20 protein-coding genes, 1 tRNA gene and 2 pseudogenes are annotated in these 24,785 nt (G+C 57.9%); 21 read left to right on the top strand and 2 right to left on the bottom strand.

Annotated features, from left to right (window positions below):
* Window positions 1–32: 32 nt before the first annotated feature.
* Window positions 33–1,097 (bottom strand): helix-turn-helix transcriptional regulator, encoded by a 1,065-nt coding sequence (locus B0G62_RS15335; RefSeq protein WP_103705056.1) that lies wholly within the window; start codon window positions 1,095–1,097, stop codon window positions 33–35.
* 106 nt (window positions 1,098–1,203) lie between these two features.
* Here B0G62_RS15335 and B0G62_RS15330 point away from each other — a divergent pair.
* From B0G62_RS15330 to B0G62_RS15260, 17 genes and pseudogenes are all read left to right on the top strand, one after another.
* Window positions 1,204–1,536 (top strand): annotated as a pseudogene (locus B0G62_RS15330) (5'-nucleotidase); the annotation flags it as partial.
* Window positions 1,511–1,936, top strand: a complete 426-nt coding sequence (locus B0G62_RS15325; RefSeq protein ID WP_167401273.1) for a hypothetical protein — start codon at window positions 1,511–1,513, stop codon at window positions 1,934–1,936. The pseudogene B0G62_RS15330 and the gene B0G62_RS15325, both read left to right, overlap by 26 nt.
* 45 nt (window positions 1,937–1,981) lie before the next feature.
* Complete coding sequence (locus B0G62_RS32195) at window positions 1,982–2,389, top strand: hypothetical protein (protein ID WP_244193260.1); 408 nt, start codon at window positions 1,982–1,984, stop codon at window positions 2,387–2,389.
* Between the two features lie 27 nt (window positions 2,390–2,416).
* On the top strand, window positions 2,417–2,623 hold the full coding sequence (locus B0G62_RS31290; protein ID WP_146055301.1) for a hypothetical protein: 207 nt from the start codon (window positions 2,417–2,419) through the stop codon (window positions 2,621–2,623).
* 520 nt (window positions 2,624–3,143) lie between these two features.
* On the top strand, window positions 3,144–3,890 hold the full coding sequence (locus B0G62_RS15310) for an SIR2 family NAD-dependent protein deacylase (protein ID WP_103705054.1): 747 nt from the start codon (window positions 3,144–3,146) through the stop codon (window positions 3,888–3,890).
* Between the two features lie 40 nt (window positions 3,891–3,930).
* Complete coding sequence (locus B0G62_RS15305) at window positions 3,931–6,546, top strand: PD-(D/E)XK nuclease family protein (protein WP_103705053.1); 2,616 nt, start codon at window positions 3,931–3,933, stop codon at window positions 6,544–6,546.
* Window positions 6,543–9,719: a UvrD-helicase domain-containing protein gene (locus B0G62_RS15300; protein ID WP_103705052.1), complete on the top strand. Its 3,177-nt coding sequence runs from the start codon at window positions 6,543–6,545 to the stop codon at window positions 9,717–9,719. Before B0G62_RS15305 ends, B0G62_RS15300 begins: the two co-directional genes overlap by 4 nt.
* Before the next feature lie 799 nt (window positions 9,720–10,518).
* Window positions 10,519–10,650 (top strand): hypothetical protein, encoded by a 132-nt coding sequence (locus tag B0G62_RS32495; RefSeq protein WP_279629755.1) that lies wholly within the window; start codon window positions 10,519–10,521, stop codon window positions 10,648–10,650.
* A gap of 467 nt (window positions 10,651–11,117) precedes the next feature.
* The gene (locus B0G62_RS31285; RefSeq protein WP_146055300.1) at window positions 11,118–11,552 is read left to right on the top strand and encodes an alpha/beta hydrolase family protein; all 435 of its coding nucleotides are present in this window, start codon (window positions 11,118–11,120) and stop codon (window positions 11,550–11,552) included.
* 47 nt (window positions 11,553–11,599) lie between these two features.
* Entirely contained in the window at window positions 11,600–11,851 is a 252-nt protein-coding gene (locus B0G62_RS32705; RefSeq protein ID WP_407671172.1) for a GNAT family N-acetyltransferase, read from the top strand.
* A 448-nt stretch (window positions 11,852–12,299) separates the two neighbouring features.
* A complete protein-coding gene (locus B0G62_RS15290) occupies window positions 12,300–12,695 on the top strand; it encodes a hypothetical protein (protein ID WP_103705051.1) in 396 nt (131 codons plus the stop codon).
* Between the two features lie 20 nt (window positions 12,696–12,715).
* A tRNA-Val gene (locus B0G62_RS15285) sits at window positions 12,716–12,790 on the top strand.
* A gap of 632 nt (window positions 12,791–13,422) precedes the next feature.
* Window positions 13,423–14,745 carry a hypothetical protein gene (locus tag B0G62_RS15280; RefSeq protein ID WP_103705050.1) on the top strand — a complete coding sequence of 441 codons (1,323 nt, stop codon included), beginning with the start codon at window positions 13,423–13,425 and terminating at the stop codon, window positions 14,743–14,745.
* A gap of 8 nt (window positions 14,746–14,753) precedes the next feature.
* Window positions 14,754–15,443 carry an OmpA/MotB family protein gene (locus tag B0G62_RS15275; RefSeq protein WP_103705049.1) on the top strand — a complete coding sequence of 230 codons (690 nt, stop codon included), beginning with the start codon at window positions 14,754–14,756 and terminating at the stop codon, window positions 15,441–15,443.
* The gene (locus tag B0G62_RS15270; protein ID WP_103705048.1) at window positions 15,440–16,294 is read left to right on the top strand and encodes an HNH endonuclease signature motif containing protein; all 855 of its coding nucleotides are present in this window, start codon (window positions 15,440–15,442) and stop codon (window positions 16,292–16,294) included. Before B0G62_RS15275 ends, B0G62_RS15270 begins: the two co-directional genes overlap by 4 nt.
* A gap of 99 nt (window positions 16,295–16,393) precedes the next feature.
* The gene (locus B0G62_RS15265; RefSeq protein ID WP_103705047.1) at window positions 16,394–17,140 is read left to right on the top strand and encodes a DUF4236 domain-containing protein; all 747 of its coding nucleotides are present in this window, start codon (window positions 16,394–16,396) and stop codon (window positions 17,138–17,140) included.
* A gap of 15 nt (window positions 17,141–17,155) precedes the next feature.
* Window positions 17,156–17,709: pseudogene (locus B0G62_RS15260) on the top strand (transposase); the annotation flags it as partial.
* Between the two features lie 128 nt (window positions 17,710–17,837).
* Here B0G62_RS15260 and B0G62_RS31280 read toward each other — a convergent pair.
* Entirely contained in the window at window positions 17,838–18,332 is a 495-nt protein-coding gene (locus B0G62_RS31280) for a hypothetical protein (RefSeq protein WP_146055299.1), read from the bottom strand.
* 828 nt (window positions 18,333–19,160) lie between these two features.
* On the opposite strand from B0G62_RS31280, the gene B0G62_RS15250 reads away from it, so the two are divergent.
* From B0G62_RS15250 to B0G62_RS15235, 4 genes are all read left to right on the top strand, one after another.
* Complete coding sequence (locus B0G62_RS15250; RefSeq protein ID WP_146055298.1) at window positions 19,161–19,766, top strand: hypothetical protein; 606 nt, start codon at window positions 19,161–19,163, stop codon at window positions 19,764–19,766.
* A gap of 125 nt (window positions 19,767–19,891) precedes the next feature.
* A complete protein-coding gene (locus B0G62_RS15245) occupies window positions 19,892–22,066 on the top strand; it encodes a peptidase domain-containing ABC transporter (protein ID WP_103705043.1) in 2,175 nt (724 codons plus the stop codon).
* Window positions 22,063–23,349, top strand: coding sequence for an HlyD family secretion protein (locus B0G62_RS15240; RefSeq protein ID WP_103705042.1), 1,287 nt, complete (start codon window positions 22,063–22,065; stop codon window positions 23,347–23,349). Before B0G62_RS15245 ends, B0G62_RS15240 begins: the two co-directional genes overlap by 4 nt.
* Before the next feature lie 96 nt (window positions 23,350–23,445).
* Entirely contained in the window at window positions 23,446–24,762 is a 1,317-nt protein-coding gene (locus tag B0G62_RS15235; RefSeq protein WP_167401271.1) for a TolC family protein, read from the top strand.
* Window positions 24,763–24,785: the final 23 nt, after the last annotated feature.

Genomic DNA, 24,785 nt, shown 5'->3' with positions numbered 1-24,785 from the left:
CGATTACGCTGTGTAATTTGTCGATGAGCCTTTCAACCGGCGGTGCCGTAACGCTTCGCCAGTACAGCCGCCTCGCGTGCGAATTCGTCCCGAAGTGCGGACGGAGCCAGAATCTCTACTGCAGCACCGAGCGAGCGGAGCCACCATCGCAGCTTGACGCTCGGAACCACCGTCCCGGTCACCTTTATCCGGCCGTCGGGCAGCGGCGTGTGCCGCTGGTCCTCCGACATGCGCCGCTCCTCAAGTCGCTTCGCCTCGGGCGGCTCTAGCGCGAGCTCCAGTACGACAGGCGGCTCCGGTAGAAAGTCGAACACCTGCTCCTTTTCAATCGTCGCCTTCAGGTTGAAATCCCGTGGGTACGCAAACGCTGTTCCGGAATCGACCGCAGAAATACAACGGTCCAGTCGATACATAATTCGAAGCCAGTTTGGCTTCCCTTCCTCGGGGCGCGGCGGGTAGTCCGGACTCTGGGCGACCACGTACATGAGCCCGGCTGATTCGACAAGTGCGAGCGGCCAGAGCCGTTTCGGCTTGATGTCTTCATCCCTTATCTCCTTGTAGGCCGGCCGATACCGGACAAGGAGTTCGCGCTCGAAGAACGTCGCAGTCACAACCGTCTGGAAGACTTCAGGGTCGATGGGCGGCCGACCCAGCAGATAGGTCGGCTCCACTGAACCAATCTTGTGTACCCACGCTCGATAGAGCCGGCTGTCTTCCCCGTCTTGCGAAAGCCGGGTATCGGCGGCCTTGAACAGTGGCTCGATGTCCATGGTGACCGCTGCGGGCAGCTTGTCCGCCACAAAGCGCCGGAGCGCGTGGAATGCTACCGCCTCCGAGGCACTCATCAGGCCGGCCATCTGGTTGGCACCCTGCAACCACGATTTGCGCTGCCATAGAAGCAGCTGCCCGTCCATCGTGCACAACACAAGCTTTTCCCGCTCAAGCCGGGCAAGGCGGCGTCGGACCTGCCGCGAATAGTCGACCTGGTGGCCCCGGTCGGTCAGTAGCTGGATAACCCGTGATGTGGGCATCCACGAGTCCGATTCCCTGTCCGTAGGCAGGATTCGAAGAATCGCTTCATCAAGGCTGGAAGTCATCAGTCTGGGCGTCGTTCAATGGTGCGTGAGTCAGCTTTCGGTCCAGTCGTGATTCTACGAGACGACTGGGACACTTTTTGTCCCTGGTGTGCGTCATGCGCATTCGCCGTTGCCTGCCGGCCCTCTGAAGCCATTCCTTGCCGCCGTGTGCGCACTTCGAGGCCAGCGCCGGTCGGCGGTACAGGTGCGCGTGGCGCTGGTCACAGCCCGCAGTGCGCCGGCGCATGAGCGGGCGATTCGCACGCTGATGGCGTGGAGCGTCGCGGTCGACGAGGCCATGTTTCTCGGCGGCAAGGACAAGACGGCCTTTCTCGCGGAATTCAGGCCCGACATCTTCTTCGACGACCACGTGCGCAACTGCGAAACAGCCTCGCAACTCGTAGCGACCGGGCACGTGCCGTATGGCATCAACAATGAATGCCGGCCAGTTCTCCATTGAGCGAGTCCCTGCGATGAACCGGGAATTCGAAAGTGCTCTGATGGCAAGCTATCCCGCAATCTACCGCTCCTTGGAGCCGCGCTTTTCCGGCGGCTGCCTGTTCGAGTGTGACGATGGCTGGTATCGCATCATCGACGCGTTGTCGCGCAAGCTCGAGGTGGAATCGTGGAGGTCGCATTTGGTCGCGATTGAGGTGCGGGAGACGCTGGGCAGTCTGCGTTTTCGTCTGCGCGGCGAAGTAACAGATGCGGTGGATAACTGGCTTACCGAAGCTGCGAGGTTGAGCCAGCGCACCTGCGAGCGGTGTGGTCAGCCCGCTACGCTGCGCGGGCATGAGGATGGCCGGGTTAGGACGCTCTGCCCAACCTGTGCCACGGCGATGGGATACGTCGTCGAATGACGTCGCCGTGACAAAATTTTCTGCAAACGACACGGATGAAATGCCATGCCGCAACTCATCGAACATATTGATGCAGTCGCCCGAAAACTTCAGCGGGATGTACTCTATCTCGAATTCATGAAAGCGCAACGTCCTCGCCGCGCGGACTACCGGGCTCTGGATAGCCGCTCGCGCATCGTGCAATGGCTCGATAGCGAAGGCATCCGGTGGCGCGAGTGCGGGCAGGTTGCCTCCGAGACAGTCGTGCGTTCGTATGCCGGAGAGATTTTCATCGATGTGCCGTTCGACGAAACCGACGACCAGTACCGCAAGGTTCAGGCGTTTCTCGAACATCCGGACGGCACGATGCGCTTCGACGACGTCCGGTTCTACGTCGTCACGCTGCAGGTTGCCATGACGAACGCCCATCACGATGAGCCCGGATTCTGGGACCGCTGGGCTGGCAACTTCTAATCAGCAAAACTACATAGCGGAGGTGCTGTGAGCACAATCCATATTCGTGACGGTTCGTCGAGAATTGTTGGTCGCATCCAAACCGGCAGCCAGGGGAAACAGTTCGCCTACGTGGGCGGCAGAATGGTTGGAATCTACAACCCGCAACTGGACAAGACATTCGATTCCAGACTACATGTGTTCGGAAACGGCAATCAGTTGATGGCTCTGGTCCGTTGCGGCGATAACGATTAAGGCTCGTTGAGCCTGGAAGCTCTTGTGCGCTAAAGTCCGAGTCAGACCACCGTACTGCCATGCGACTACCTACCCGAGAAAGCTGGGCGCGAGAACGCCCCGACACCCTGGCATTCTGCCTGGGGTACCTGCCCAGAACACCGCCGAGGTTCTACAAATACACCTGGCAGATATGGACACCAGACTGCGAACTTAAGGGCCGCGAGTTCCTGCGTTATGCACCGCGCATGTCAACCGCTGAATTTATTGCTCGCTACGTGGAGATGTCGAACGCCGGGCTGCCAGGATGGATATATCGCCACGGCCGCCCGCGAGAAGGTCCCGGGACGCCTTTCGATAGAAACCACCCGAAATGGACAGCTGTGGAATTCGCTCCGTCATGGGATGACGACCCGGACCCAATCTGGAACGGACACAAGTGAAATCTGGGCGTGGACGTCGAGATTCGGCAACGGGCGCCGGCGCTTGGCTTCGCTATGTTTGAAAAAGAATCGATGTATTCCCCGTCGGAGGATGAACGGTGTCATCTGCGCAGCATTCCACTGGTCCGCGCCTGTATGTGTTTTCGGGAGCAGGGCTGTCCGCCGAAAGCGGCGTTCCGACGTTCCGTACCGGCGGCGGTATCTGGAGTCAGGAGAGCATCGACGAGGTTTGCAACTTCCTGACCTGGCGCCGTAACCGGGAGGCGGTTTTCCGCTTTTACAACCAGAGAATCGCCGAGAAGCGAGATGCGCGACCGAACGATGCACATCGGGTTCTCGCTGGCTGGCAGGGGCTGTGGGGAACTGAGCGGGTCCGACTTATCACACAGAACATCGACGATTTGCTCGAGCAGGCAGGTGCGCGGTATGTCACCCACCTTCACGGGGACATGCATTCAATGCTTTGTACTTCGTGCGACCTCCGCTTCCCTAAAGGCAGTGACGAGTATCGCCTCGACACGGCTTGCCCGCGATGCGGGGCGGTTGAAACGGTCAAGCCAGGCGTGGTGTTTTTCCACGAAGCGGCACCGGAATACATGAAGTTGCATCTCATGCAACATGAAATGACTGACGACGATTTGTTCATTGCGATAGGAACCGCGTTTCAGGTCGTTTCGCCAGAAGCGATGCTGCCACGCGAGCGATGGCGCCGGCACGAGCGGAGCTATTTGGTGGACCCGGAACCGCGTCGAGCGGAGTTCTTCGGATGCGTGGAATCAGAATCCGCAACCGTTGGCCTGCGCAACCTCGAACGTCGCATCCATGCGTTGATGACAGCGCGATAACGCGCGTTGGCTTTAAGGCCTGTTTTACTCGAGACCACTCATGCACATCACTCTTGGACTGAAACTCGACGGCCGACTGGGTCCCTCCCGTCCGGACATCCTAGGCCAGCCTGTCGTCGGCCCCATGGGCTTGCTCGGGCTTCTCGAAACCTGGCTGGGGCTAAGCCGTCCAGAGGTGAGCACGGCGCAGCGCGTTACAAGCTACCTTGGGCATCTGCGAACACAAGCGGCACCGAGCCGGTTCTACAGTCGGTCGCTCCAGGCGGATAGCGTCGGCACGAGCGCCAAGCTTCTTTCCTGGCGCGACGAATGGCGCCTCGGAGGCTGGGATGGCGCCGCACCAGCAGGCAGTCCGCAAATGTTAGTGGACATGGCGGAGGTCGAGCAGATTGCCAATGGCAACATCCCACCCGGGCAAGCTGAGCGCCTCGCCGCGGTACTCGCGGCGCTCGAAACTGGGCGGACGCCAATCGAATCGATGCGGCTCGTCGACCCGCTGGACAGCTTCTCGCGTGCCTGGCGCGAGGTGCTTGCCCGCCTGCCTGGCGTCACGGCGTGGGAACCCGAGCCTCAAGGTGAGGGACTACTTAGCGAACTTCAGAAGAGCGCACTCGGCGCAGTTGCGGGGCACCTTCGTCCACTGGCGAACCCGGTTGCCGACGGCAGTGTCGTGCTGGTTCAGGCGTCGACCCACGAGGCTGCTGAGCATTGGCTCAGTGCATATTGCCGCCAAATGCCAACAGACCGGCTTCTCGTGTGCGAGTCGGACGGTGACTCGGTCGACGCAACGATGATGGCGACGGGTGGTGTCAGCAGCGGTTTTCGCCATGTCAGCAGCCTGCGTCCTGCCTTGCAGGCTCTGGGCCTGGCACTTGAAATGTGCTGGGACCCGATTGATGTCGGACGCCTCGTCGAGTTTCTTTCTCATCCCATTGGCCCTTTCCTGCGGAGGGCACGCGTCCGTCTCGCGAAGGCTGTCGCGGAGCAACCGGGTATCGGAGGCGATGCCTGGGAATCAGCGAAGCAGGAAATCCACGGCACCGAAAACGGCGAAGCCATACTTGATGACATCGCTTTCTGGCTCGAGGGCGAGCGCTGGAATCGCGATACCGGCGCACCCGTCGATGCGCTTCTGACGCGGGTCGAGAAGCTGGTCGATGCCCTGCGCAAAAGGCTCGTGGACGATGGCCCGTTGAACGCGACGCTCGGTGCGGCGATAGAGCAGTGCTCGGCAGTTCGGGACGGTTTGCTTGAATTGAAAAGCCAGGGCGCGCCCGCCATCGCACCGCGCATGATTGAACAGCTTCTTGAGCACGCAACGCCAATGAGTTCCGGAAACCCTTTTGCGCCGGCGCAGGTAGGCTGCCTTCGGGCCGAGTCGGACGCTGCGGCCTGCATTGATTCTGCCGACGAGGTCATCTGGTGGATGCCATCGACGCCGCAGTTGCCGCTACCGCTTGAATGGACGAAGTCGGAACTCGCTACACTCCGGGACCTCGGCGTGGAGGTGCGCGACCCGCAGAACGAACTGGAGCTATTGTCCCAGCAGTGGCTGCGCCCACTGCTGGTCGCGAGGCGCCGGTTCATCATGGTTTTGCCGCCGCCTGGCGCGGAGGAGCATCCTGTTCGCCAACTGCTGCTGAAACTTTGGCCAGACCTGAAGGAGCAGCTCGTCAACCTTGACGCGCAGGTTTCGAACGGGTTTGTTGGGACGCTCGCGGAGAACGTCACGCGCACGGCGTTGCCTCCAGCGCCTCAGTCGCTCGAACTCGGTGAGCCGATTACAGTACCGACGACGGACCAGTCATACACGTCCATGTCGGAGCTATTCAATGCACCCGCACTCTACGCGTTCAAGCGCATTGCACGCATGCGTCCGGCCTCGATACTTGAGGCACGGGACGGCAATAATCTCCTGGGTACGCTCGCGCATCGTGTTTTCGAGAAGCTGTTTCAGCAGGCGGACAGTCTGAACTGGACCGACGAGCACGCAGTCGCATGGTTCCGAGACAACGTTGATTTCCTCCTTCGGACTGAGGGTGCCATCTTGCTGATGCACGGTGCCGGGGTCAGTCTGCAACGATTCAGGAGCGTATGCGAGCACGCAATCCGTTCGATGATGCGCCATCTGCGCGCCGCGAAGGCTATCCGTGTCCATACCGAGTTGCCTGTCGCGGGTGAGCTTGGCGACGTGTCGCTTATCGGGAAAATCGACCTCCTGGTCGAACTGGCTGGTGGCCAAGCTGTAGCACTCGATATGAAATGGCGCGGCGACAAGCGTTACGCGGACGCACTGCACGACGGACAGCATCTCCAACTGGCTATCTATTCGTCGCTGTACCAGCAGCAAGCAGGCGTCGCGCCGGCGGCGCTGGGTTATTTCATTCTGGAGACTGGCGCGATGTACGTCAGTGCCCCCGACGTCATCCCGACTGCACAGGTTCGGACGCCACCTCCGGCTGCAACCGCAGGTCTCATCGAGCAGGCCAGGGCAAGTTGGTCCTGGCGCGCCAATCAATGGGCTGAAGGCCACATCGATGTCGTTCCCGTTGGTGGCGGGGAAGATTTCAACGGACCCGAGGGCACACTTCCGGTGAATGGGCCAAATGCGTGGGATAAGGACTATATGGTACTGCTCGGGGGCTGGGAGCAATGAACAACATCGAATTCATCAGCGCAGGCGCGGGCAGTGGCAAAACTTACAAGCTCACGGAAACGCTCGCCGAGGCACTCGAGTCGGGCGAAGCAAGGCCGTACGCCGTGCTCGCGACGACATTCACGGTCAAAGCCGCAACGGAGTTGCGCGAGCGAGCGCGCGCGTGGCTCTTGAACAAAGGCGCAATCGGGCTCGCTACTGCTATCGGCCAGGCAAAGCTCGGCACAGTTAATAGCGTATGCGGCCAGTTGTTGAAGCGCTTCTGCTTCGAGATAGGTCTATCCCCAGACCAGACCGTCTTGAGTGAAGGTCAGGCCAAGCGCCTGCTGGCGACGTCACTTGCGGAGACGCTCGACGAAGCCGGGCGAGAAAAGCTGGTAACGCTCACCACCAGGTTTGGCATCGACCATGCGGAATGGTCGGCACAGATTGAGGATGTGGTGAACGCCGCTCGGAATAACGACATTTCGGCGGACGAGTTGCGAAAAATGGGCCATCGGAATGCCGACCTGATGTTGGCGAACTGGCCCACTCCCTCGGTAGGCACCGACCCGACGGGAGAACTCGTTGTTGCCTTGACGAAGGCACTGACGGACGTATCGTTGCATATTGCAACGGCTGAGGCCGCGGGCGGGAATGTCGCGCAGAACCTCCGGAATGGTCACAAGGAACTGGAGCGCCTCGAGCGGTGCTTTGGGGAGGGGCGCTGGAGCTGGCCAGACTGGATTGCGGCTTGCACGCTGAACGCTGGTGCCGTAGTGCGCGCGGCTATCACCCCTGTTTCGGAAGCCGCACAGGCGCACGAATCGCATCCTGGATTCCATGCTGATGTGCGCTCCTATCTTGAGCTGGTGTTCGAACTGACGGCCATGACGCTCGACACCTATGCCGAAGCCAAGCGTGCGATGGGTGCAGTTGACTTTGGTGACCAGGAAGTTCTGTTGCTTGAGGTCATCCGCAAGAATGAGGATGTCCGCCAGGCGTTGGCCGATGAGCTCGACCTTGTGATGGTCGACGAATTCCAGGACACCAGCCCGCTGCAGCTCGCGCTTTTCGTGGAGCTAGCCAAACTGGCCAAGCGCTCGGTCTGGGTTGGAGACCCGAAGCAGGCCATTTACGGATTCCGGGGCGCCGATGCCCGGCTCATTGCAGGCATTCTTGCGGCAGTTGAGGGTTGGGGCGGGAAGCTGGGTACACCACTTACTACCTCCCGACGCTCAACGCCGTCGCTGGTCTCCCTCACAAATGCAGTATTTGGCTCCGCGTTCCTTCCGGAACTGCAGCCGGAACAGGTGCATCTGCAACCATCGAGGGATGACATTGCAGGGCAACCGGCGTTATTCCACTGGAACTTCGAAAGCAAAAACAACGAGTCCGACTACCTTGCGTTGGGGCAGGCGGTCAGCGAACTGCTTCAATCGGAGTTGAAGGTCATCGACCGGCACACCCAACAGGAACGTCCTGTTCGACCGGGTGATATAGCGGTCCTTTGCCGCAAGAACGACCAGGTTGAACTTGCGGTAACTTCACTGACGCAATGGGGAGTACCGTCCGCGAGCCCGAGAGCCGGACTTCTTGGTACGCCCGAAGCTATTTTTGTTCTTGCGTGCCTTCGACGCTTGCTCGACCCAAGGGACACGGTCGCGTCCGCGCTTATTTTGTCCCTCGCTGATGGCATTCCTGCGCAGGAGTGGCTGGCGGACCGGCTCGAGTACCTCTCCCGGGAAGATGCAAGCCCTTCGCGGTGGAAAGCTGAGGGGGACGACGCGCATCCGCTACTTGCCCGTCTGGAGAAGTTGCGACCAAGCCTCGCTGCGCTTACCCCGCGGGAGGCGCTGCGACTCGCCAAAGCCGAGTCACACGTTGCCCGTGTTGCAAGCCAATGGTCGAGTTCTCCCCATCAAGCGAGGACTCGAATCGCCAACGTGGAAGCCTTGATGGACCTCGGCGCCGCTTATGAGGACGAGTGCATCGCCGCCAGACGTCCGTCAACCGTTAGCGGGCTGCTGCTTTGGCTTGGCACACTTGCTGACGACCAGGCCGACGACCGTGCCGCGACCGCCGACGCTGCCGTCAGCGTGATGACACACCATGGAGCAAAGGGGCTTGAGTGGCCGGTCGTCATTCTGACGTCCCTCGGAACGGCAGCGAGAAGTGCGCTGTGGGGCGTTCGTGCGCGTACCGACGGCGAGTTCAATCCCGAGCGCCCACTTGAAAATCGCTTCGTGCACTTCTGGCCGAGGTCATGGGGCAAGCGGACTCAGCCGCAGTCAGCCACCAATGCTGAGCAAAGCGCTATCGGCCAGAGGATGGCGGCGGATGCTCTCGCCGAGAACAAGCGGCTGCTCTATGTCAGCATGACACGTGCACGCGACGCAAACGTCGTTGTGACTTGCCAGCGGAGTCGAAGCATCAATAGAGACTGGGTGGATGAACTCGAGGCAGGCGACCTTCTGTTCGGTGATACAGGTCCAGTCGTGCTGCCAGACGGGCGAACTGTTCTCCGAAAAGCTGGAGTCTGGAAAGTCACCGAAATGGGCGCGCCACCAGCGCCGCACGAATCGACATGTAGCTGGTACGTGGCGGCGCCCGTTAGCGATGCTCCGCCTCTCTGGTATCGACCGAGCGATGCCGAAGGCGGTCTATACCAAGTCGTGACATCAGAGCCGGTCGGCGTACGCATCGCAATCACTGCCAGCGTCGAAATGAACGTACTCGGAAACGCGATGCACCTCTGTATCGCACGCGCTGGTGTAACAGGAAGTGTGCAAGACGCTGATGTCGAGCGAATCCTCAGCGCCTGGGGAATGGCACACGCGGTTGACAAGACCGCAGTCATCGCCCAGCTGCAAACGTTCTTCGAGTGGCTGCAACAGCGCTGGCCGGGGAGCACGATTCGCGTGGAGGTGCCTGTCGAGGCCAATCGCCCTGACGGAGCGCGACTGAGAGGCCGTATCGATATGCTGCTGGATACGCCAGACGGATGGGTTCTCCTGGACCACAAGTCGAACCCTGGTGGCACCAGACATGATGACGCACTCGCTCGGGAGCACGGCCCACAGCTATCGGCCTATGCTCAGGCCATTGAACAATGTACGGGTACGCCGGTCAAGGAGCACTGGCTCTACTTGCCGATTTCTGGTCGTGCCTTGCAGCTTTCATCTACCACGTAGCGCTATATGTCGATGTTGGGGCGGAGACCGTCAATATGATGCGCGTTGGCCGATAACAAGAAGCTGGGATTGAAATACGGGGTTTTGATGACAACGCTCTACGACATTCTCAAAGAGGTAGCGCCGAAAAGAGCGCTGTTTACCTCCTACACTTATTCGTCGGTCTGGTTTGAGGCCGGGCCCTACTCGTGACACCCGAGGTCCGTACAGTTCTCGACAACATTCGGCGGCTGCCCGGCCGCCTCGTCGCAGGCTGCAGAGCAGAGGCCTTCCTCCTCAATCCCTTCGCGACGCTGGGCGAAGACGCCAATGCTGTAATTGATGAGCAGCAGTTCGAGCGCGTATCGAAGCGAGTATCTTCTTTGACCACTTCACAGCGCTCATCCAGCGGGATGCGCTGGGGTTTCCGAAAAAATCGCGCTTATCATCGAGACAACGGGGCCGACCGAGATATCTTCCGAAGAACGGCCCTTTTCAGACGATGCCGAACTGGAGGACTTTATCCGGGGTGCCGAGCGGGCGCTTGCTACGGACAAGCAGCTCTACGGCTGGCAGGGGTACGACTTCGAACTGCTGGGTGTAGCCCCGCGCAACTGGACTTGCTCAAGGCATCGCTCGTAGAGCGGCAGCAGCCCCGTATCCTCGTGCGGTATGGATGTCTACGACCTGGGCGTATACCCACTCAATAAGCGCGGGCTCCTACTTGGCCGCGTTTGTTCTGGCATGTGGTGCGACCGTTATTGCCATGGCGATGCGCAATCGACTTGGCAGATAACAAGAGCGTTCGGAGACAAAACCTATGTCGCTCATCGCAATGGCGAAGCTAGCATTCATTACAGCCGCAGTAGCGGTTTTCACACATCCGGCCATCGCTCAGTCCATCGATGTGAGCAAGCCGCTGACCATCGCAAAGCAGGGGAGTTTTTTGTAGGCGGCCGCGATATCGTGTCGGATACGCTATCGACCCTACCGCAGGCCGAGCCGAAGGGAACAGTTACGGTCGAGCAGATGTACGTCCAGTACCAAGTGCCCGTGCATGCAAACAGCGCATCCGTTGTCTTCATCCACGGATGCTGTCTGACAGGCGCCGAATGGGAAACAACGCCCGATGGACGGACAGGTTGGGCAGAATACTTCGTTCGAAAGGGATTCCCAGCCTACGTTATTGACTAGGCCGCCCGTGGACGGTCGGCAGCAAATGCCGCGTCGATAGGTGCCGTCAAATCTGGAAAAGCCGAAATCGATGCACTTCCTGCGGGTTTCCAGGTCGGTCGTGAATTTGCGTGGCAACTCTTCAGGTTTGGACCGCGGTATCCCGAATCGTATGCAGGGCTGCAATTTCCTCTGGAGGCGCAAGACGATTTCTGGAAGCAGATGGTTCCAGATTGGGCTTACTCAATGTCAACGCCGAACCCGACCGTTCCGGCGCTTGGGTTCCTCGCGAGAAAACTGAAGAAGATGGTGCTTGTTAGTCACTCTCAATCAGGTATATACCCTTTCCAGGTAGTTTCGGCAAACCCGGGCGGCGTAGCAGCCATTGTTGCCGTTGAGCCAACCGCGTGTCCCGGAGAAAATGGCGACCCTAAGCCTTATGTCGGGATTTCGATTTTGCTGTTGTACGGTGACTTCATTGCTAAATCACCAACATGGTCGGCGCATTACGCGGCTTGCAAAGCTTTCGCTGCGTCCGTAAACGCAGCGGGCGGACACGTGGAAATCGTCGAAACGCCTCGACTTGGGATGTATGGGAATTCGCACATGCTGATGCAGGACCGGAATAATTTGCAAATTGCCGACGTAGTGACAAGCTGGATTACGCACAGTTTGCGCTAGTTATTCGCCCAGCCACGCCGGATGATGCGGCAGCGGTCGCCGAGTTGGTGGCGGCGCTATTGACCGAGTTGGGTGGGGCACCAGGTGACCTTGTCCGGGACGACCGGGTAGGCGGCTTCCTCGCGGTTGATGACGGATGCCCAGTCGGTGTCATCATGCTCAGCGAAGGCTACGCGATGTTCGAGCGCAGACCGTTTGGTCAAATCACTGAACTGTACGTGCGCCCCGCACAGCGCTCGCATGGGGTTGCAAAGCAATTGCTGGAACATGCGATTGCTGTTGGACGCGAGCGCGGGTAGCGTCGAATCGACGTTGGCGCTCCAGCGCTGCCTAAGTGGACGCACACGGTCGCGTTCTATCGTGCGAACGGCTTCATCGAGGTCGGACCGCGGCTTAAGCTTATCCTCTAACCTGTGCACATCCCTCAGCGCTCGTAGTCCGTTGGCCGCACGATGACAACTGAGCGCGTCTCTTCGTCTGGTTTGTGAAATCGCTGCATGAGCGGATGCTCGTCTGAGTTGATTCGGTTCGAGGCCGATGCTTTCTGCCATCTTCCTCCTCACGAAGTCGTCGGTTTGCGACACGCGTTCGAGTACCCGTGTATTTAATATGGGTATTCAAAAAACTTTGTGTAAAAAAATACACACTCATAATAGCTGCTGACTGCCGGCGGTTGTGCCAGGCAGTGAGGCCCTCAAGGGTCACGGTGTTAAACGTGCGCAGCGGCATAAGCCGCGAGGAGAACAAATGTCTTTTTTTGATGATATTGGCGACGCATTGCTGTCGGTCGCACATACGGTTGTCGACGCCGCCGAATCCGCGGTCGACTACGTCGTGGAAAATCCCGGCAAGACGGCCGCTGTCGTCATTGGCGCGGTTGCAACGGGTGGCGTCGCACTCGCCGCCGCACCCGCTATCGGCGCGGCTGTGAGCGCCGCGGGTATCGGCGCGGCGGGCGGCACGCTGTCCGGCGCCGCAGCGAGTTCCGCAGGGCTTGCGGCACTCGGCGGTGGCAGCATTGCGAGCGGCGGATTGGGCATGGCTGGCGGCACGGCAGTCGTGACCGCAGCCGGCGCAGCGACTGGCGGCGCAGCGACCGCAGCAGCATCGGTCGCAGTAGACAAGGTGTCGCGCAGCGCCTGACCGCAACAACGATTTGGCATGCCCGGGTAGCTCAGGGGGAGAACACCGCTTTTACACAGCGGGGGCCGCTGGTTCGAAACCAGCTTCGGGCACCAGTTATGGCTCGGCCATTACGGCGAGCCACTCTTCAAATGTCTCCATCTGCTCGAGCACGTATGCCTCGTTACCGGGCGCATAACGACCTTGCGAATCAGTAAGGCGCATCAGGCAGATGGGCGCGTTTTTGCCTGGATGCCTTCATGCGAGGGCGAATAATAGGGGTGGAATAGTCTTCGTAGACCCGTCACGCCTCGGACTGTCGGTGACTGCCGTGATGTCATAAGCCTCGACGAGCGCCGTGCATGCTGGTGCATTATGTCGGACGTGTTCGTAGGCAACGAGGTTGATTTTCGCTACGTCGCGGAGCGCCTCGTTCGGCACTGCTCCAGTTCCATCGGCCCCAACTCCGGTGTTGAGTCGGCGCGAGCCAAGTCGCAGCCAGCCCCAATTCACGCGAGAGCGGCGAGAGAGCAGACAGTATTGTCGGCCGAAACCAACGAATGGTATGTCTGAATGGTGGCCGCGCTGTCAGTCTACTCAAGTTCTGAGAGAATCTCGCCGTAAGAATTGAGAAGAATGATGTCGCTTGGCCGGCTAGACGAAGAGCTAGCTTGCGGGCGGCCACCAGACTCCGTCTGGTGCGTATGCGATTTGCATACGACAGGACCACACTGAGACCAATCTGAAAATGAAGCTGAGAATTGCGCTGTGCCTCTTGGGCATCACGTTGTCCCCGTACGCCTTTGCCGGGGACCTACTGACGACTATCTTCGACGACAAGCTCACACTTGCTTTCGTGGGGACGAACCTTGCATTGACCTATTGGTTCGGCTTCGCCCGGTTCGACCGGTTCGCAGTGTCCTATGGACCTGAGGTTCTGACGACGGTCGGTATCTTGGGCTGCTTTTGCAGCATCGCATGGGCGCTGTTGCATTTCGACTCCGCGGATGTTTCCGAGAGTGTTCCGCACCTTCTTGAGGGCGTGAAGACGGCGTTTCTCGCGTCCGCCAGTGGCGTATGCGGAGCGCTCGTTCTTCGCTATCGGCAATACCAACGAAAATCATCCGAAAAAACCGCAGAAGACGGAAATAAAGACGGCGTAAAAAAGGGGGCGACGCTCGATGATGTTGTCGCCGCAACCAACGCGCTGCAACACAGCCTGTCGGGAACCGAAGAAGGCAGCCTTCTTTCGCAAATGAAGCTGATGCGCCAAGAGCAAGTGGACGAAATGCGCTCGCTTCGCTCCTCCTTCGATACCTTCGCCCAACGCATGTCAGAAGACGGCTCGAAAGCGCTGATTGAAGCGCTGAAGGAAGTTATCCGTGACTTCAATGCCAAAATTTCTGAGCAGTTCGGCGAGAACTTTCGCCACCTGAACGCCGCAGTAGAGAAGCTAGTTATCTGGCAACAGCAATACAAAGAGGAGCTGGATAAGCTTCAAGCGTTGCAGAAGGAGTCGGCCGAGGACCTGCGTAATGCCTCCGCGGGCCTTGGCGTCTTTATCGAGAGAGCCGGGGGCTTTGCTGCCACTGCAGCCGCGTTAGAAGGCACGCTGCGCGGGCTTGCTCACCAGCACCAAATGATTGACCAGTCGCAGCGCTCGATGGCCGATGTGTTGGCTCAGATGAGAGACGTCACGCCTCAATTCTCGCGAAAAATCGATGAGATGACCGAGTCGATGAAGCAAGGCGTAATCAAGGTGCAGGCGGACGTTTCCGATGTCGTCAAAAACCTTGGTACCCAAATGCAGTCGTCTTCGTCGGAGATGAAGCAACTGTTGACCGACACGCTGCGCAAGTCCCAGATGGAAGTGAATGAGGGCCTCACGAGCTCGATGGAAGCGGTACGTCAGAGTGTCGTTACTCTGGATAAAGGCTTGCAGGAGGAACTTCACAAGAGTCTTGAGTCGCTCGGCCGACAGTTGGCATCGCTCTCGGAGAAGTTCGTCGCCGACTACACGCCGCTGACAGACCGCCTGCGCGAGGTCGTCCGCTTGGCCAGCGCAGCGTGAGGTAGGGCATGGATTCGGAACACAGCAATCAGGCACATTGGATTCCGATGGCCGACCTGATGACCGGTCTCATGCTGGTCTTCATGCTTTTGACCGCAGCGTTCATGCTGCGGGTTGAAAAGACCACCACGCTTGTTGTCAAAGACTACGAAACGACGAAGAAAGACATGCAGTTGGCGCTGCAGAAGGAGTTCCAAAAGGACCTCAAGCAGTGGAATGCAGAAATTCTCGGCGATATGACCATTCGCTTCAACGACCCGACTGTATTGTTTGCGACCGGGTCGTCGGACCTGCGCCCTCGCTTCAAGGAGGTGCTGGGACAGTTCTTCCCGCGCTATGTCGCGCTGCTCACATCCGGGCAGTTTAAGGACGCCGTGAAGGAAATTCGCATCGAGGGTCACACCAGTGCTGCGTGGACTGGCACAACGGATGAACGTACCGCGTACTTCAATAACATGGCGCTGTCTCAGGCGCGCACTCGCAGCACGCTTGAATACCTGCTGTCGCTTCAGAAGGTACAGCCGAAGGAAAAGTGGCTGATTCAGCACGTGACGGCAAACGGCTTGTCCTCGTCGCATCCGATATCACCGGGTGACCATTCGGCTGCAGCACAACTTGCGAATCAGCGCGTCGAGTTCCGCATTGTGACCAATGCGAGCGACAAGATGGACCTCATCGCTCAGAAGTTGCAGAAATGAATTTCAAGCTACCCGATTTCCTGACCTGGTCGACGTTTAACGGCCTGCGGAACAAGATGGGCGCGCCATTGATTGAGCGATTCGGCGCGCAGCATATCGTCACCGAGATTGACTTGCCTGTCATTGACCGTCTGCAAGGCGCGGGCATCGACGTAACGGCTGAGCAGATTCAGATTCTGGACGACGGCACTCTTGCGTACAAGGGATACCGTGTCCTGGTCTATATCCGGGACGTTCCGTCCATCGGCAATCGTGGGAGCATGCCGAAGTACCATTTCGCGCATTGCCGTACGCTCGAAACCATGTATAGGAATCAGCGTTCCGAGCGATATGTCGTGGCGATTTCAGACTCGGGCTTCTTTCATGTGAATGTGCTGGACAGTGGGATTAAGTCCAAACCGGTGCAATTGGACGTCTGTCAAAATTGCTTGGCGCACATTCGCTGGAAGGGCTTTGACATGCAGATGGCTCGTCCGAGCCGCCTTTCAATCGTCGGCCAGTTTCGCCTGTCCGAGTTTTTCGACAAGTATCCGAAAGACTTGCTGGCAGTCAAACCAATTTACACGTCGGATACGGCTCCGATTAATAAATACTCCGACGACTGGGCCGAGGTATCGAGTAGAACGCGTAGTCAGCGCGGATACAGGTGCGAGAAGTGCAGCATTGTGCTTGCGGGAGTGGCGTCAAAATATTTGCACGTGCATCATCGAAATGGGCAAAAGCACGATAACAATGAGGCGAATCTAGCGGTCCTGTGCATAGAGTGCCATGCGGACGAACCCTTGCATGGGCACATGAAAGGGCTTCCAGATTATCAGGAGTTTACTGGGCGTTACCGCAGATATACCTGAGACTGCATTGCTGATAGAGACTGGGGATGCGAAAATTTTCGTCGTCCCTTGTTCCACCTCATCGCGAGAAAAATTAAGAACTGAGAGAACGGGGGGCAAATGGAATGGGGCTTTCGAAAGAGTATAAAGATTGCACCTGGCATTCGCCTGAACGTTAGCAAGAGTGGCGTTAGTACGTCCATTAGCGGCAAAGGGTTCACGTACAACACACGTGGGCGCGTTACCGCAAGCATTCGCTATACGCACAACATCCGTCGTACGTCGACGCCGGTACGGTCTGTAGTTGCCGGCAGTAGCCGTATCGATTCGGCGAGCATCGAAAGACTGTCGAAGCGAGAGCAGGCGGCACGCGATTTTGTCGCGCAGGTTCAGGCGCGGACGACAGACGCATTGCTGCAATATTTCTTCTCGCACGGAGTGTACGTACGGCGCGATGACATAGCAGAGGCAGTGACGCTTGAGGAACATCAAGGATTTCTGGAAACGCTAACGCGTGAGTTTGAGGCAACCACCAAAGCCGTTAGGCTCGCTGTCGACATCGGGTCTATATCGCTTGCAGAGAAAGAAAAGGCGATGCTGGCGGTCTATGAAATCGAACGCAAGTGTGCGGCCAATCTCGGCGGGAGCGGGCAACTCGCTGACGAAGCTGTTTCTCTGACGAGGACAATCCAGGCATGGCCGAGCCCACCGAACTTTATCGCCCAGTTTCTCCTCAGCCTACTGGCATCGCTTCTCATCTTCCTGGGCAGCATCCCCGTCGGTCTCGTTCTCCTTGTCGTCGCTCTCGGCTATGCCATTGGACCGGCCCCGACGAAAACCGGACACGGGGTAACGCTTGAATTATGAGGTAGTCTTCTGCCTATGTTTAAGCCTAACCACAACGTAGAACCGGTCGAAGTTCTGACCCAGCCGGAGCAGCGCCGCCGGCGTTCTGTCGAGGAGAAGCTCGCGATAGTGCGCGAGACGTTCGAGACCGGCGCGATGATTTCCGGTGTTACTCGTCGCCATCAGGTGAATGCCAGCCAGGTCTTCGCCTGGCGCAAGCTCTATCAGGATGGAAGCCTGTCGGCCGTCAGTGCTGGCGAACAGGTGGTTCCGGCATCGGACCTTGCCGAAGCGATGAAGCAGATTCGCGAACTTCAGCGGCTGTTGGGCAAAAAAACGATGGAAGTGGAAATTCTCCGGGAAGCAGTGGAGTACGGTCGAGCAAAAAAATTGATTGCGCGCTCACCATTGCTGCCGGGGGACGACCGTTGAAGACGGTCTGTGAAGTCCTGGGTGTGTCGCGCGCGAATCTCGCGGTCAAGTCGAAGCGTCCTGCTGAGTGGGTCGACCGGCGCAAGACGCCCGTTCTGGATGACATGCCGCTCGTCACCGAACTGCGAGAGCTGGTTGCCGAGCTGCCCACGTACGGCTAGCATCGCCTCGCCGCTCGACCCTACGACGAGCATGACAATGTTTCGTTTTGTCGACGATGATTTCGTTGGAATTGACGAGATGGGCGCGCGAGTGCTGAGTGTGAGACTCGACGGGCGACTGTTGTTTAACCCTTTTCCGGCGTGGTTGTGTCGACAAAGACAGTATCGAATGGCACATGCGCCGGGAGTGCCATGACCGGGGTCACAAACGGGCGCTCGGTGCTGAATGAGTCGATTTCGGTTGCCCTGGGTGTGCGAAATGAAAAATGCAGTCTGTGCAACGACGGCTTCGTGGTGCGCTCTTTTTTTGGCCAAGATGTTACGAAATTCAAATTTATCGCTGCGTAGTCTGGAAGTTCGCTTTTGAAGATTGTTAGTAGGTCTTCGGTCCAGCCCTCGTGCGAGAAGCCGTCGTGCATCTCAATATAAATCATTGCGATGGTTGATTGGCGACCATTTGTAACGATTCCGTAGCGTGCGCTTGAATGTTCTTGTTCCCAATAGGCACGGACTTCAGAAGCAATCGGTGCGAATGGCGTGTATTCCAACTCTTCAATAGCTTCGGCGATTCTACGAGTGGCGCTGCCATTGTGTGGCGCGAACAGATTTGCGAGCGACACCGTGAGTGCCGTGGCTGCGACGGTAGCCGCGAACCGGAGCGACGCTAGACCGCCTGTGCAGGTCCTGAAGCCGGAAATCTACCAGGCCCTCCGGGAAGGCAAGCACCTGCGACGAAATGACCTTCTGCGTAGTTCGATATTGTGTAAAAGCGCATGCAATTTGAATATATGTGTTGTGAATAAGGCGGGAGTTCAATATATTTAATAATGATTTCCGTGCGCTAGCAAACTTAACTCATAACTATATCTTCCGTGCATAAGAATTCTATCTATAGCCTGACGCGGTCGTCATTGTTGTAAATAATTGGAAATAAATGGAAAGGATGTTGAAAAGCGATATTTTGTATAATTTTGTTTATTTTTTGAAAGAGTAGAGATAAAACTACCCATTTCACATCAGTTAGGCGGTGAGAGTTTCTCGTTGCAAGCTTTGTGATTTTGCAAAAATTATTTCAATCTAATGCGCATCAATCAGGAGACGTCGAATTCTTTCAGTTCTCGCATATCCTAATTTCGTAGTTCCCCTGTAGTTATCGAAATGACTTTAATAATCCGACGGAGGCAGTCATGCGTGAGTTGTCCCTCGACGAAGTTGAAGTAGTCAGCGGTGGCACCACTACCAGCGCGAGTACCAGTTCAAGTACTACGACAAGCTCCAGTTCATCTACCATTTCCAGCTCATCCACAAGTTCGTCACTGTCCTCTGGCACTGGGTCACCCACTACCTCGACAGCTCCGACTACCACCTCATCGAGCTCGAGCACCACTAGTACCAGTCCGTTTTCCAATCTACCGACCGGCGCGGTTGGCTTTGGAGCCGTTGGAGCGGTGCTCGGCGGCTTGGCCGGTTCTATGATTGGCCCTGAGGGCACGGCGGCGGGCGCGATTGCAGGCGGCGCACTTGGCGAACTTGGCGGCACGGCCTACGACAACTACGTCCACAGCAACAGCTCGAGCAGTTCCGGCACGACTAACGACTATCCGTTAGGCGACCCGCCCGTGCTATCCGAACCGTCGTCTGGTTCGTCCTCTTCCTCGTCATCGTCGTCGAGTTCGTCCTCAACATCGTCCGACGCGACATCGACCAGTTCGGAGCCAGTCACCACATCGTCATCGAGCGAAACTTCAACGTCGGAGCCGGATACCGATACATCGAACGTCGTCGACGACACAACGACCACGAACGATGTTACGACGGTCTCGAGCGACCCGACCGATTCCAGCACGGCGAACGACGGCGAAAATACTGCCGTAGATAGCTACACGACGTCGGATGGCAACGAGTCCGAAACGACGACTTCTGAGCTTGCTGACCAAGATGCTATCGACTCGCAAACCGAACCTGCCTCGGGTGATGACGTCACCGCAATGAATGGCGATGCAGGTATCGACGGCGACACCGCGCCGGACGACGTCGACGTCGCGTATGCCTGAGCATTGCGTATCTGACCGCGGTGCGCTTCGCAAGAGCGCAGACACGGAATGGGTGGCTAAAACAGGCGGCCGTCTGGTTGGGGGGAGTGCGCCGGCGGCTGCTTTCACAGAATGACAGGGTGTTCATGAACCCGTTTGCCAACCTGCAGTTTGGCTTCAAGCGAAAACTTGTGCCTGTGCTCCAGACTGAGGCAGCAGAGTGCGGCTTGGCCTGCCTCGTCATGGTTGCGGCCACACATGGCCATCACACCGACCTTCGCTCTCTGCGGACCCGCCATTCTGTTTCATTAAAAGGGACCACGTTGCGGCAGCTGATGGAGGTCGCCAGAGCCCTTGGTATGTCTTCCCGGCCGCTTCGGCTGGAAGTCAACGAACTGAAGGGCTTGCAGCTTCCCTGCATTTTGCATTGGGACCTCAGCCATTTTGTCGTACTCTCGGCGGTTACGCATCAGTCGGTCGTAATCTACGACCCAGCGATGGGCAGGCGGGTGCTAAGCCTCGATGAGTTCTCCAAGGCATTTACCGGGGTCGCTCTTGAACTGACGCCGGATTTTGATTTCCGAAAACAACGCCCAGTTCGTTCGCTGAAATTGCGTACTCTCACGGGCCGTATCATCGGCCTTCGGCAGTCGCTCACGCAAGTATTTCTCCTCGCCTTGGCCATTGAGGTGTTCTCGCTGATGGCGCCGTTCTTCAACGAGTGGATAGTCGACGACGCAATTGTTGGCGGCGACGTCGGGCTCGTGACCACGCTCAGTGTCGGGTTTGGATTGCTGTGGCTGGTGCAGACCTTAGTTGAACTCGCAAGGGCGTGGGCCGTGACGTACATGAGCACATCCTTGAATGTGCAATGGCTTGCCCGCACGTTCTCACACCTCGTGCGGCTGCCCATCTCATTCTTCGAACGGCGCCATCTTGCGGACATCCTGACGCGCGCAAGCAGTGTGAATACCATCCAGGCAACCCTAACGACCAGCTTCGTTGAGGCGATTCTAGACGGGCTTATGTCGCTCGGTACCTTGTCCATGATGCTGTTCTTCAACGCGCGGCTCACCAGTATCACGGTCATCGCCCTCACGCTCTACATCGCGCTGCGCATATGCCTCTATACCGCGTTGCAGCTCGCGACTGAAAGCCAGTTCGTCTTCGATGCGAAGCAACAAAGCCACCTTATCGAGACCATCAGGGGAATTCAGAGTGTTCGGCTTTATAACAAGGGTATGTCACGGCTGTCGGCCTGGCTCAACCTTATTGTCAGGCAGAAGAATGCCGCGTTGCGCACGCAGCGGCTGATGATTGTGTTTCACACCTGCAATTCGGCGATTTTTAGGGCTGAAAAGTTGCTTGTTTTTGCGTTTGGAGCGGTGGCTGTCATTGACAAGCAGGTCACACTGGGCATGCTCCTCGCGTTTCTCGCTTACCGTGACCAGTTCTCGCAACGCGCCACGAGCCTCGTCGATAAAGCCTATGAACTGAAGATTCTCGGTATCCAGACGCGGCGCTTGGCAGACATTCTGCTGGAAACGCCGGAGGATGAGTCGCTGGGCGAGATGCCAGGGGTCGTGAACGCAAATGGACACCTCGAGCTTCGCAACGTTGTCTATCGATATTCCAGTACGGAGAAGCCGGTCATCAGCGCGGCGTCTCTATCAATTCGTGACGGCGAGCACTTGGCCATCACAGGACTGAGTGGCTGTGGCAAGTCCACACTGCTGAAAATCATGACCGGACTGCTCAAGCCGTCTTCCGGTGCTGTAACCGTGGGCGGAATTTCGATACGGCAGGTAGGCCTGGAAAAGTACAGGAGCATGTTCGGCGCGGTCATGCAGGACGACCAGCTTTTCGCCGGTACTATTGCCGAGAATATCTCCTTCTTCGACGACCGGCCTGATTTGGAGCAAATCAAGGCTTGCGCGAGAAACGCGTCGGTGCTGAAGGACATCCTTTCCATGCCGATGGGATTTCATACGCTGGTGGGGGACATGGGGTCCTCGCTGTCTGGAGGGCAGAAGCAGCGAATTCTCCTCGCGCGGGCGCTGTACAAGAAGCCGCGCATCCTTTTTCTCGATGAGGCGACGAGTCACCTCGATGCGAATAACGAGCGGATTGTCTCAGACGCTATCAAGAAGCTGAAGATAACCCGGGTCGTAATCGCGCACCGGGCCGAGACCATCAATGCGGCCGACCGTGTCTTGAGGATGGAGCGCACTGCTGGCGGCTCGACCATCTTCACGGACATCACCCCGCGCTCCGCTGATGAGCAGCCCCTGCGAGGCGTAGGCATCGGGGAGGCGTCATGACCGAATCGGACATGAGCGCCGACGGGGAGCGTACGGAGCTATTCCGCACGGAAGTGTACGATTCCCAAGTTGAACGACTGCAGGGCACCATCTTGCTCGCGCGGCCGATGTCCGGCTGGGCATATGTGGCACTAGCCATGTTTGCTGCGCTGCTGACGATAGGCTTCGCCGTCTTCGGGAGCTACACGCGTCGCGAGACAGTCGACGGAGAGGTTTCCTCGAACAAGAACGTCGCGAAGGTCTACGGAACCATTGCGGGGACGGTTGTGAAGCGCCTTGTAACGGAAGGTCAGCGCGTTGAGGTAGGGCAGCCGCTGTACGTTATTTCGACTGAAACGAATCGAACGTCGGGCGACGGCGCGCAGAGCGCAATCGCAATGCAGCTTGCGGTGAGAATCGAGGCAATGCAGGCAGAAAAACAGCGGCAGCAAACGATTCTCAATGCAACGCTGGACGCTCTGCGCGTGAAGGTTCAAAACCTTACGGACGCGCTGGCTGCAGACGAGTCCCGCACTGCAATCCAAATGAGTCGTGTGAAAGTGGACGAAGAAAATCTGGCCCGACTGAAGGGCCTGACAGATATTGGCTTTTACCCCCCGACCCAGCTTGCGGACAGAAAGGCCGAAGTGCTAGACCAACGCGCGCGACTGGCCGAGGATGAAGAGAAAGTCGTTGATGCACGAAACGAGCTGCGCACAGCGCAAACTGACCTAAGCAATGCGCCGCTTATGGAAAAAAATGCGATATCGGCGCTGGAACGTCAAATTTCCGAGCTGCGTGAGCAAGACATCTCGAATGACATAAGACGTGAAGTCTCGGTCACCGCGCTCGTGGCTGGCACCGCGACAACGCCCTTGGTTGATGCCGGTGACGCAGTCTCACCCGCCACACTCCTGGTCAGCGTACTGCCCGCAGGAGCTCGGATGGACGCTCACCTGTATGTGCCAAGTAAGGCAATCGGCTTCGTGCGGGTAGGAACACCCGTTTCCATCAGGTACGACGCCTTCCCTTATCAGAAGTTCGGGCAGTATGGCGGCCACGTGTCCGAGATATCGCGCGTTGCACTTTCACCGAATGAGCTGCGTGAAATGAACCCGTCGCACGAGCCCCTCTACCGCATTACGATGCGCCTCGACGATGCAACGGTCCTTGCGAACGGGGTACACATCCCGATTCAGGACGGTATGAAGATGCAGGCGGACCTGTTGCTCGAGACCCGACCTATCTACGAGTGGATGATGGAGCCGCTGTATTCCCTGACGAAGCGATATAGCACCCCATAGCTAAAAATGACAAACAAAACTATCAAATCCGGGGACTGTGGGACCTGCCGCATACGAGAAGTTTCGCGAATCAGGGCCATACGGCTGCTGGCCGCCGTGTTGCAGTTCATCGCGCTCGGGTGCGGCTGTTCGGTCGTCGCGAGGGCGGAGGACCTGCGAGACCTTTACGAATCGGCCGTGGGCTTCGACCCGCAAGTAAAGAGCGCGGAAGCCCAGTTGCGTGCGCAGGAGATGAAGGAGCCTGAGGCACGTTCGCGATGGCTGCCCGCGGTCAAGCTGTCAGGGAGCGATATGCACGGTCACGTCGACCAGGAGGACTCAGTCGTGCCCAACTATGAGACCAAAGGCTACACGTTGGGTGTAACTCAAACAGTGTTCGACTGGGGAGCGTTGCAAGACCTGAGCGAGAGCGAAATTCTTGTCGAGCAGGCCGCGATTGCCTACGCCGAAAGCCAGAGCGACCTCATTCTGCGATTAGGAATGGCTTATTTCAATGCTCTGTCGGCACAGGAGGAGTTGGCCGCTGCGAAGCGCCATGTCAGCGCGCTTGTGGCGCAGGAGCAGTATGTCGAGCAGAATTACAACTATGGCAACGGGACCGTCGTGGACGTGCGCGAGGCCGAAGCCACGCTCGATTCCGCGCGGGCAGATGAGGTTGAGCGTGAAAACGACGTGCAGGTAAAGCTTGCGCAGTTGTCGAGCATAGTTGGGCGGCGCCCGCAAATTCTCGTTCCGCTCAGTCCGACAGTACCGATATTGCTGGCCGAGCACAATTCGGTCGATGAGTGGATGCAGATAGCGATGGAGCAGAGCAACCAGGTCCGTATTCAAGCGCTGGAAGTCGCGCGTGCGGACACAGAGGTAAAGAAGGCACGCTACTCAAACCTGCCCGTCGTCACTGCGGTCGCGTCATACGGCCGAGGGAACGCAAATTACATCAACGGACAAAACAACTACATTACCGGCGGCCACTCGGCCGCAGTAGCTGAAATCGGTGTACAGGTGACCATTCCATTATTCGATGGCATGCTCAGCCGAAGTCAACGAATGGAGCACGAGGCGTTGGAGGATAAGGCTCGGTTCGACCTTGACGCGGTCAAACAGCAGGCCGCCCTTGGCGCGCAGCAGGCATACCTGAACGTACAGGGCGGCATATCGCGAATCAGCGCGCTGAGAACGGCGCAGGGCTCCGCGCGTGAGTCTCTCAACTACAATATGAAAGCCTATCGAGCTGGCGTTCGATTGAACTCGGACGTACTTGCGGCGGCGGACAAACTTTACCAGCAGGAGACGCAACTTTCTGAAGCACGGCTAACTACCCTGAGCTGGATTCTTCGGCTGAAAAACGTCGCCGGTGACCTGACCGTTTCAGAGGTGGACTCCGTCAATGCGCTACTGGGTCCATCAAATTGATAGCTCGATTTATGCCAAATCCA

The sequence above is a fragment of the Paraburkholderia eburnea genome (genome assembly GCF_002917095.1).
In the GTDB taxonomy this organism is placed as follows: domain Bacteria; phylum Pseudomonadota; class Gammaproteobacteria; order Burkholderiales; family Burkholderiaceae; genus Paraburkholderia; species Paraburkholderia eburnea.
Note: the sequence above shows the minus strand (reverse complement) of the source record. Positions and strands in the feature narration are given on the sequence as shown.

Excerpts from the sequence above, each read along its gene's own strand:
- B0G62_RS15335 (WP_103705056.1), bottom strand. The coding sequence starts at position 1,097 with ATGACTTCCAGCCTTGATGAAGCGATTCTTCGAATCCTGCCTACGGAC.
- B0G62_RS15325 (WP_167401273.1), top strand. The coding sequence starts at position 1,511 with ATGAATGCCGGCCAGTTCTCCATTGAGCGAGTCCCTGCGATGAACCGG.
- B0G62_RS32195 (WP_244193260.1), top strand. The coding sequence starts at position 1,982 with ATGCCGCAACTCATCGAACATATTGATGCAGTCGCCCGAAAACTTCAG.
- B0G62_RS15305 (WP_103705053.1), top strand. The coding sequence starts at position 3,931 with ATGCACATCACTCTTGGACTGAAACTCGACGGCCGACTGGGTCCCTCC.
- B0G62_RS15300 (WP_103705052.1), top strand. The coding sequence starts at position 6,543 with ATGAACAACATCGAATTCATCAGCGCAGGCGCGGGCAGTGGCAAAACT.
- B0G62_RS32495 (WP_279629755.1), top strand. The coding sequence starts at position 10,519 with ATGTCGCTCATCGCAATGGCGAAGCTAGCATTCATTACAGCCGCAGTA.
- B0G62_RS31285 (WP_146055300.1), top strand. The coding sequence starts at position 11,118 with ATGTCAACGCCGAACCCGACCGTTCCGGCGCTTGGGTTCCTCGCGAGA.
- B0G62_RS15290 (WP_103705051.1), top strand. The coding sequence starts at position 12,300 with ATGTCTTTTTTTGATGATATTGGCGACGCATTGCTGTCGGTCGCACAT.
- B0G62_RS15280 (WP_103705050.1), top strand. The coding sequence starts at position 13,423 with ATGAAGCTGAGAATTGCGCTGTGCCTCTTGGGCATCACGTTGTCCCCG.
- B0G62_RS15275 (WP_103705049.1), top strand. The coding sequence starts at position 14,754 with ATGGATTCGGAACACAGCAATCAGGCACATTGGATTCCGATGGCCGAC.
- B0G62_RS15270 (WP_103705048.1), top strand. The coding sequence starts at position 15,440 with ATGAATTTCAAGCTACCCGATTTCCTGACCTGGTCGACGTTTAACGGC.
- B0G62_RS15265 (WP_103705047.1), top strand. The coding sequence starts at position 16,394 with ATGGAATGGGGCTTTCGAAAGAGTATAAAGATTGCACCTGGCATTCGC.
- B0G62_RS15245 (WP_103705043.1), top strand. The coding sequence starts at position 19,892 with ATGAACCCGTTTGCCAACCTGCAGTTTGGCTTCAAGCGAAAACTTGTG.
- B0G62_RS15240 (WP_103705042.1), top strand. The coding sequence starts at position 22,063 with ATGACCGAATCGGACATGAGCGCCGACGGGGAGCGTACGGAGCTATTC.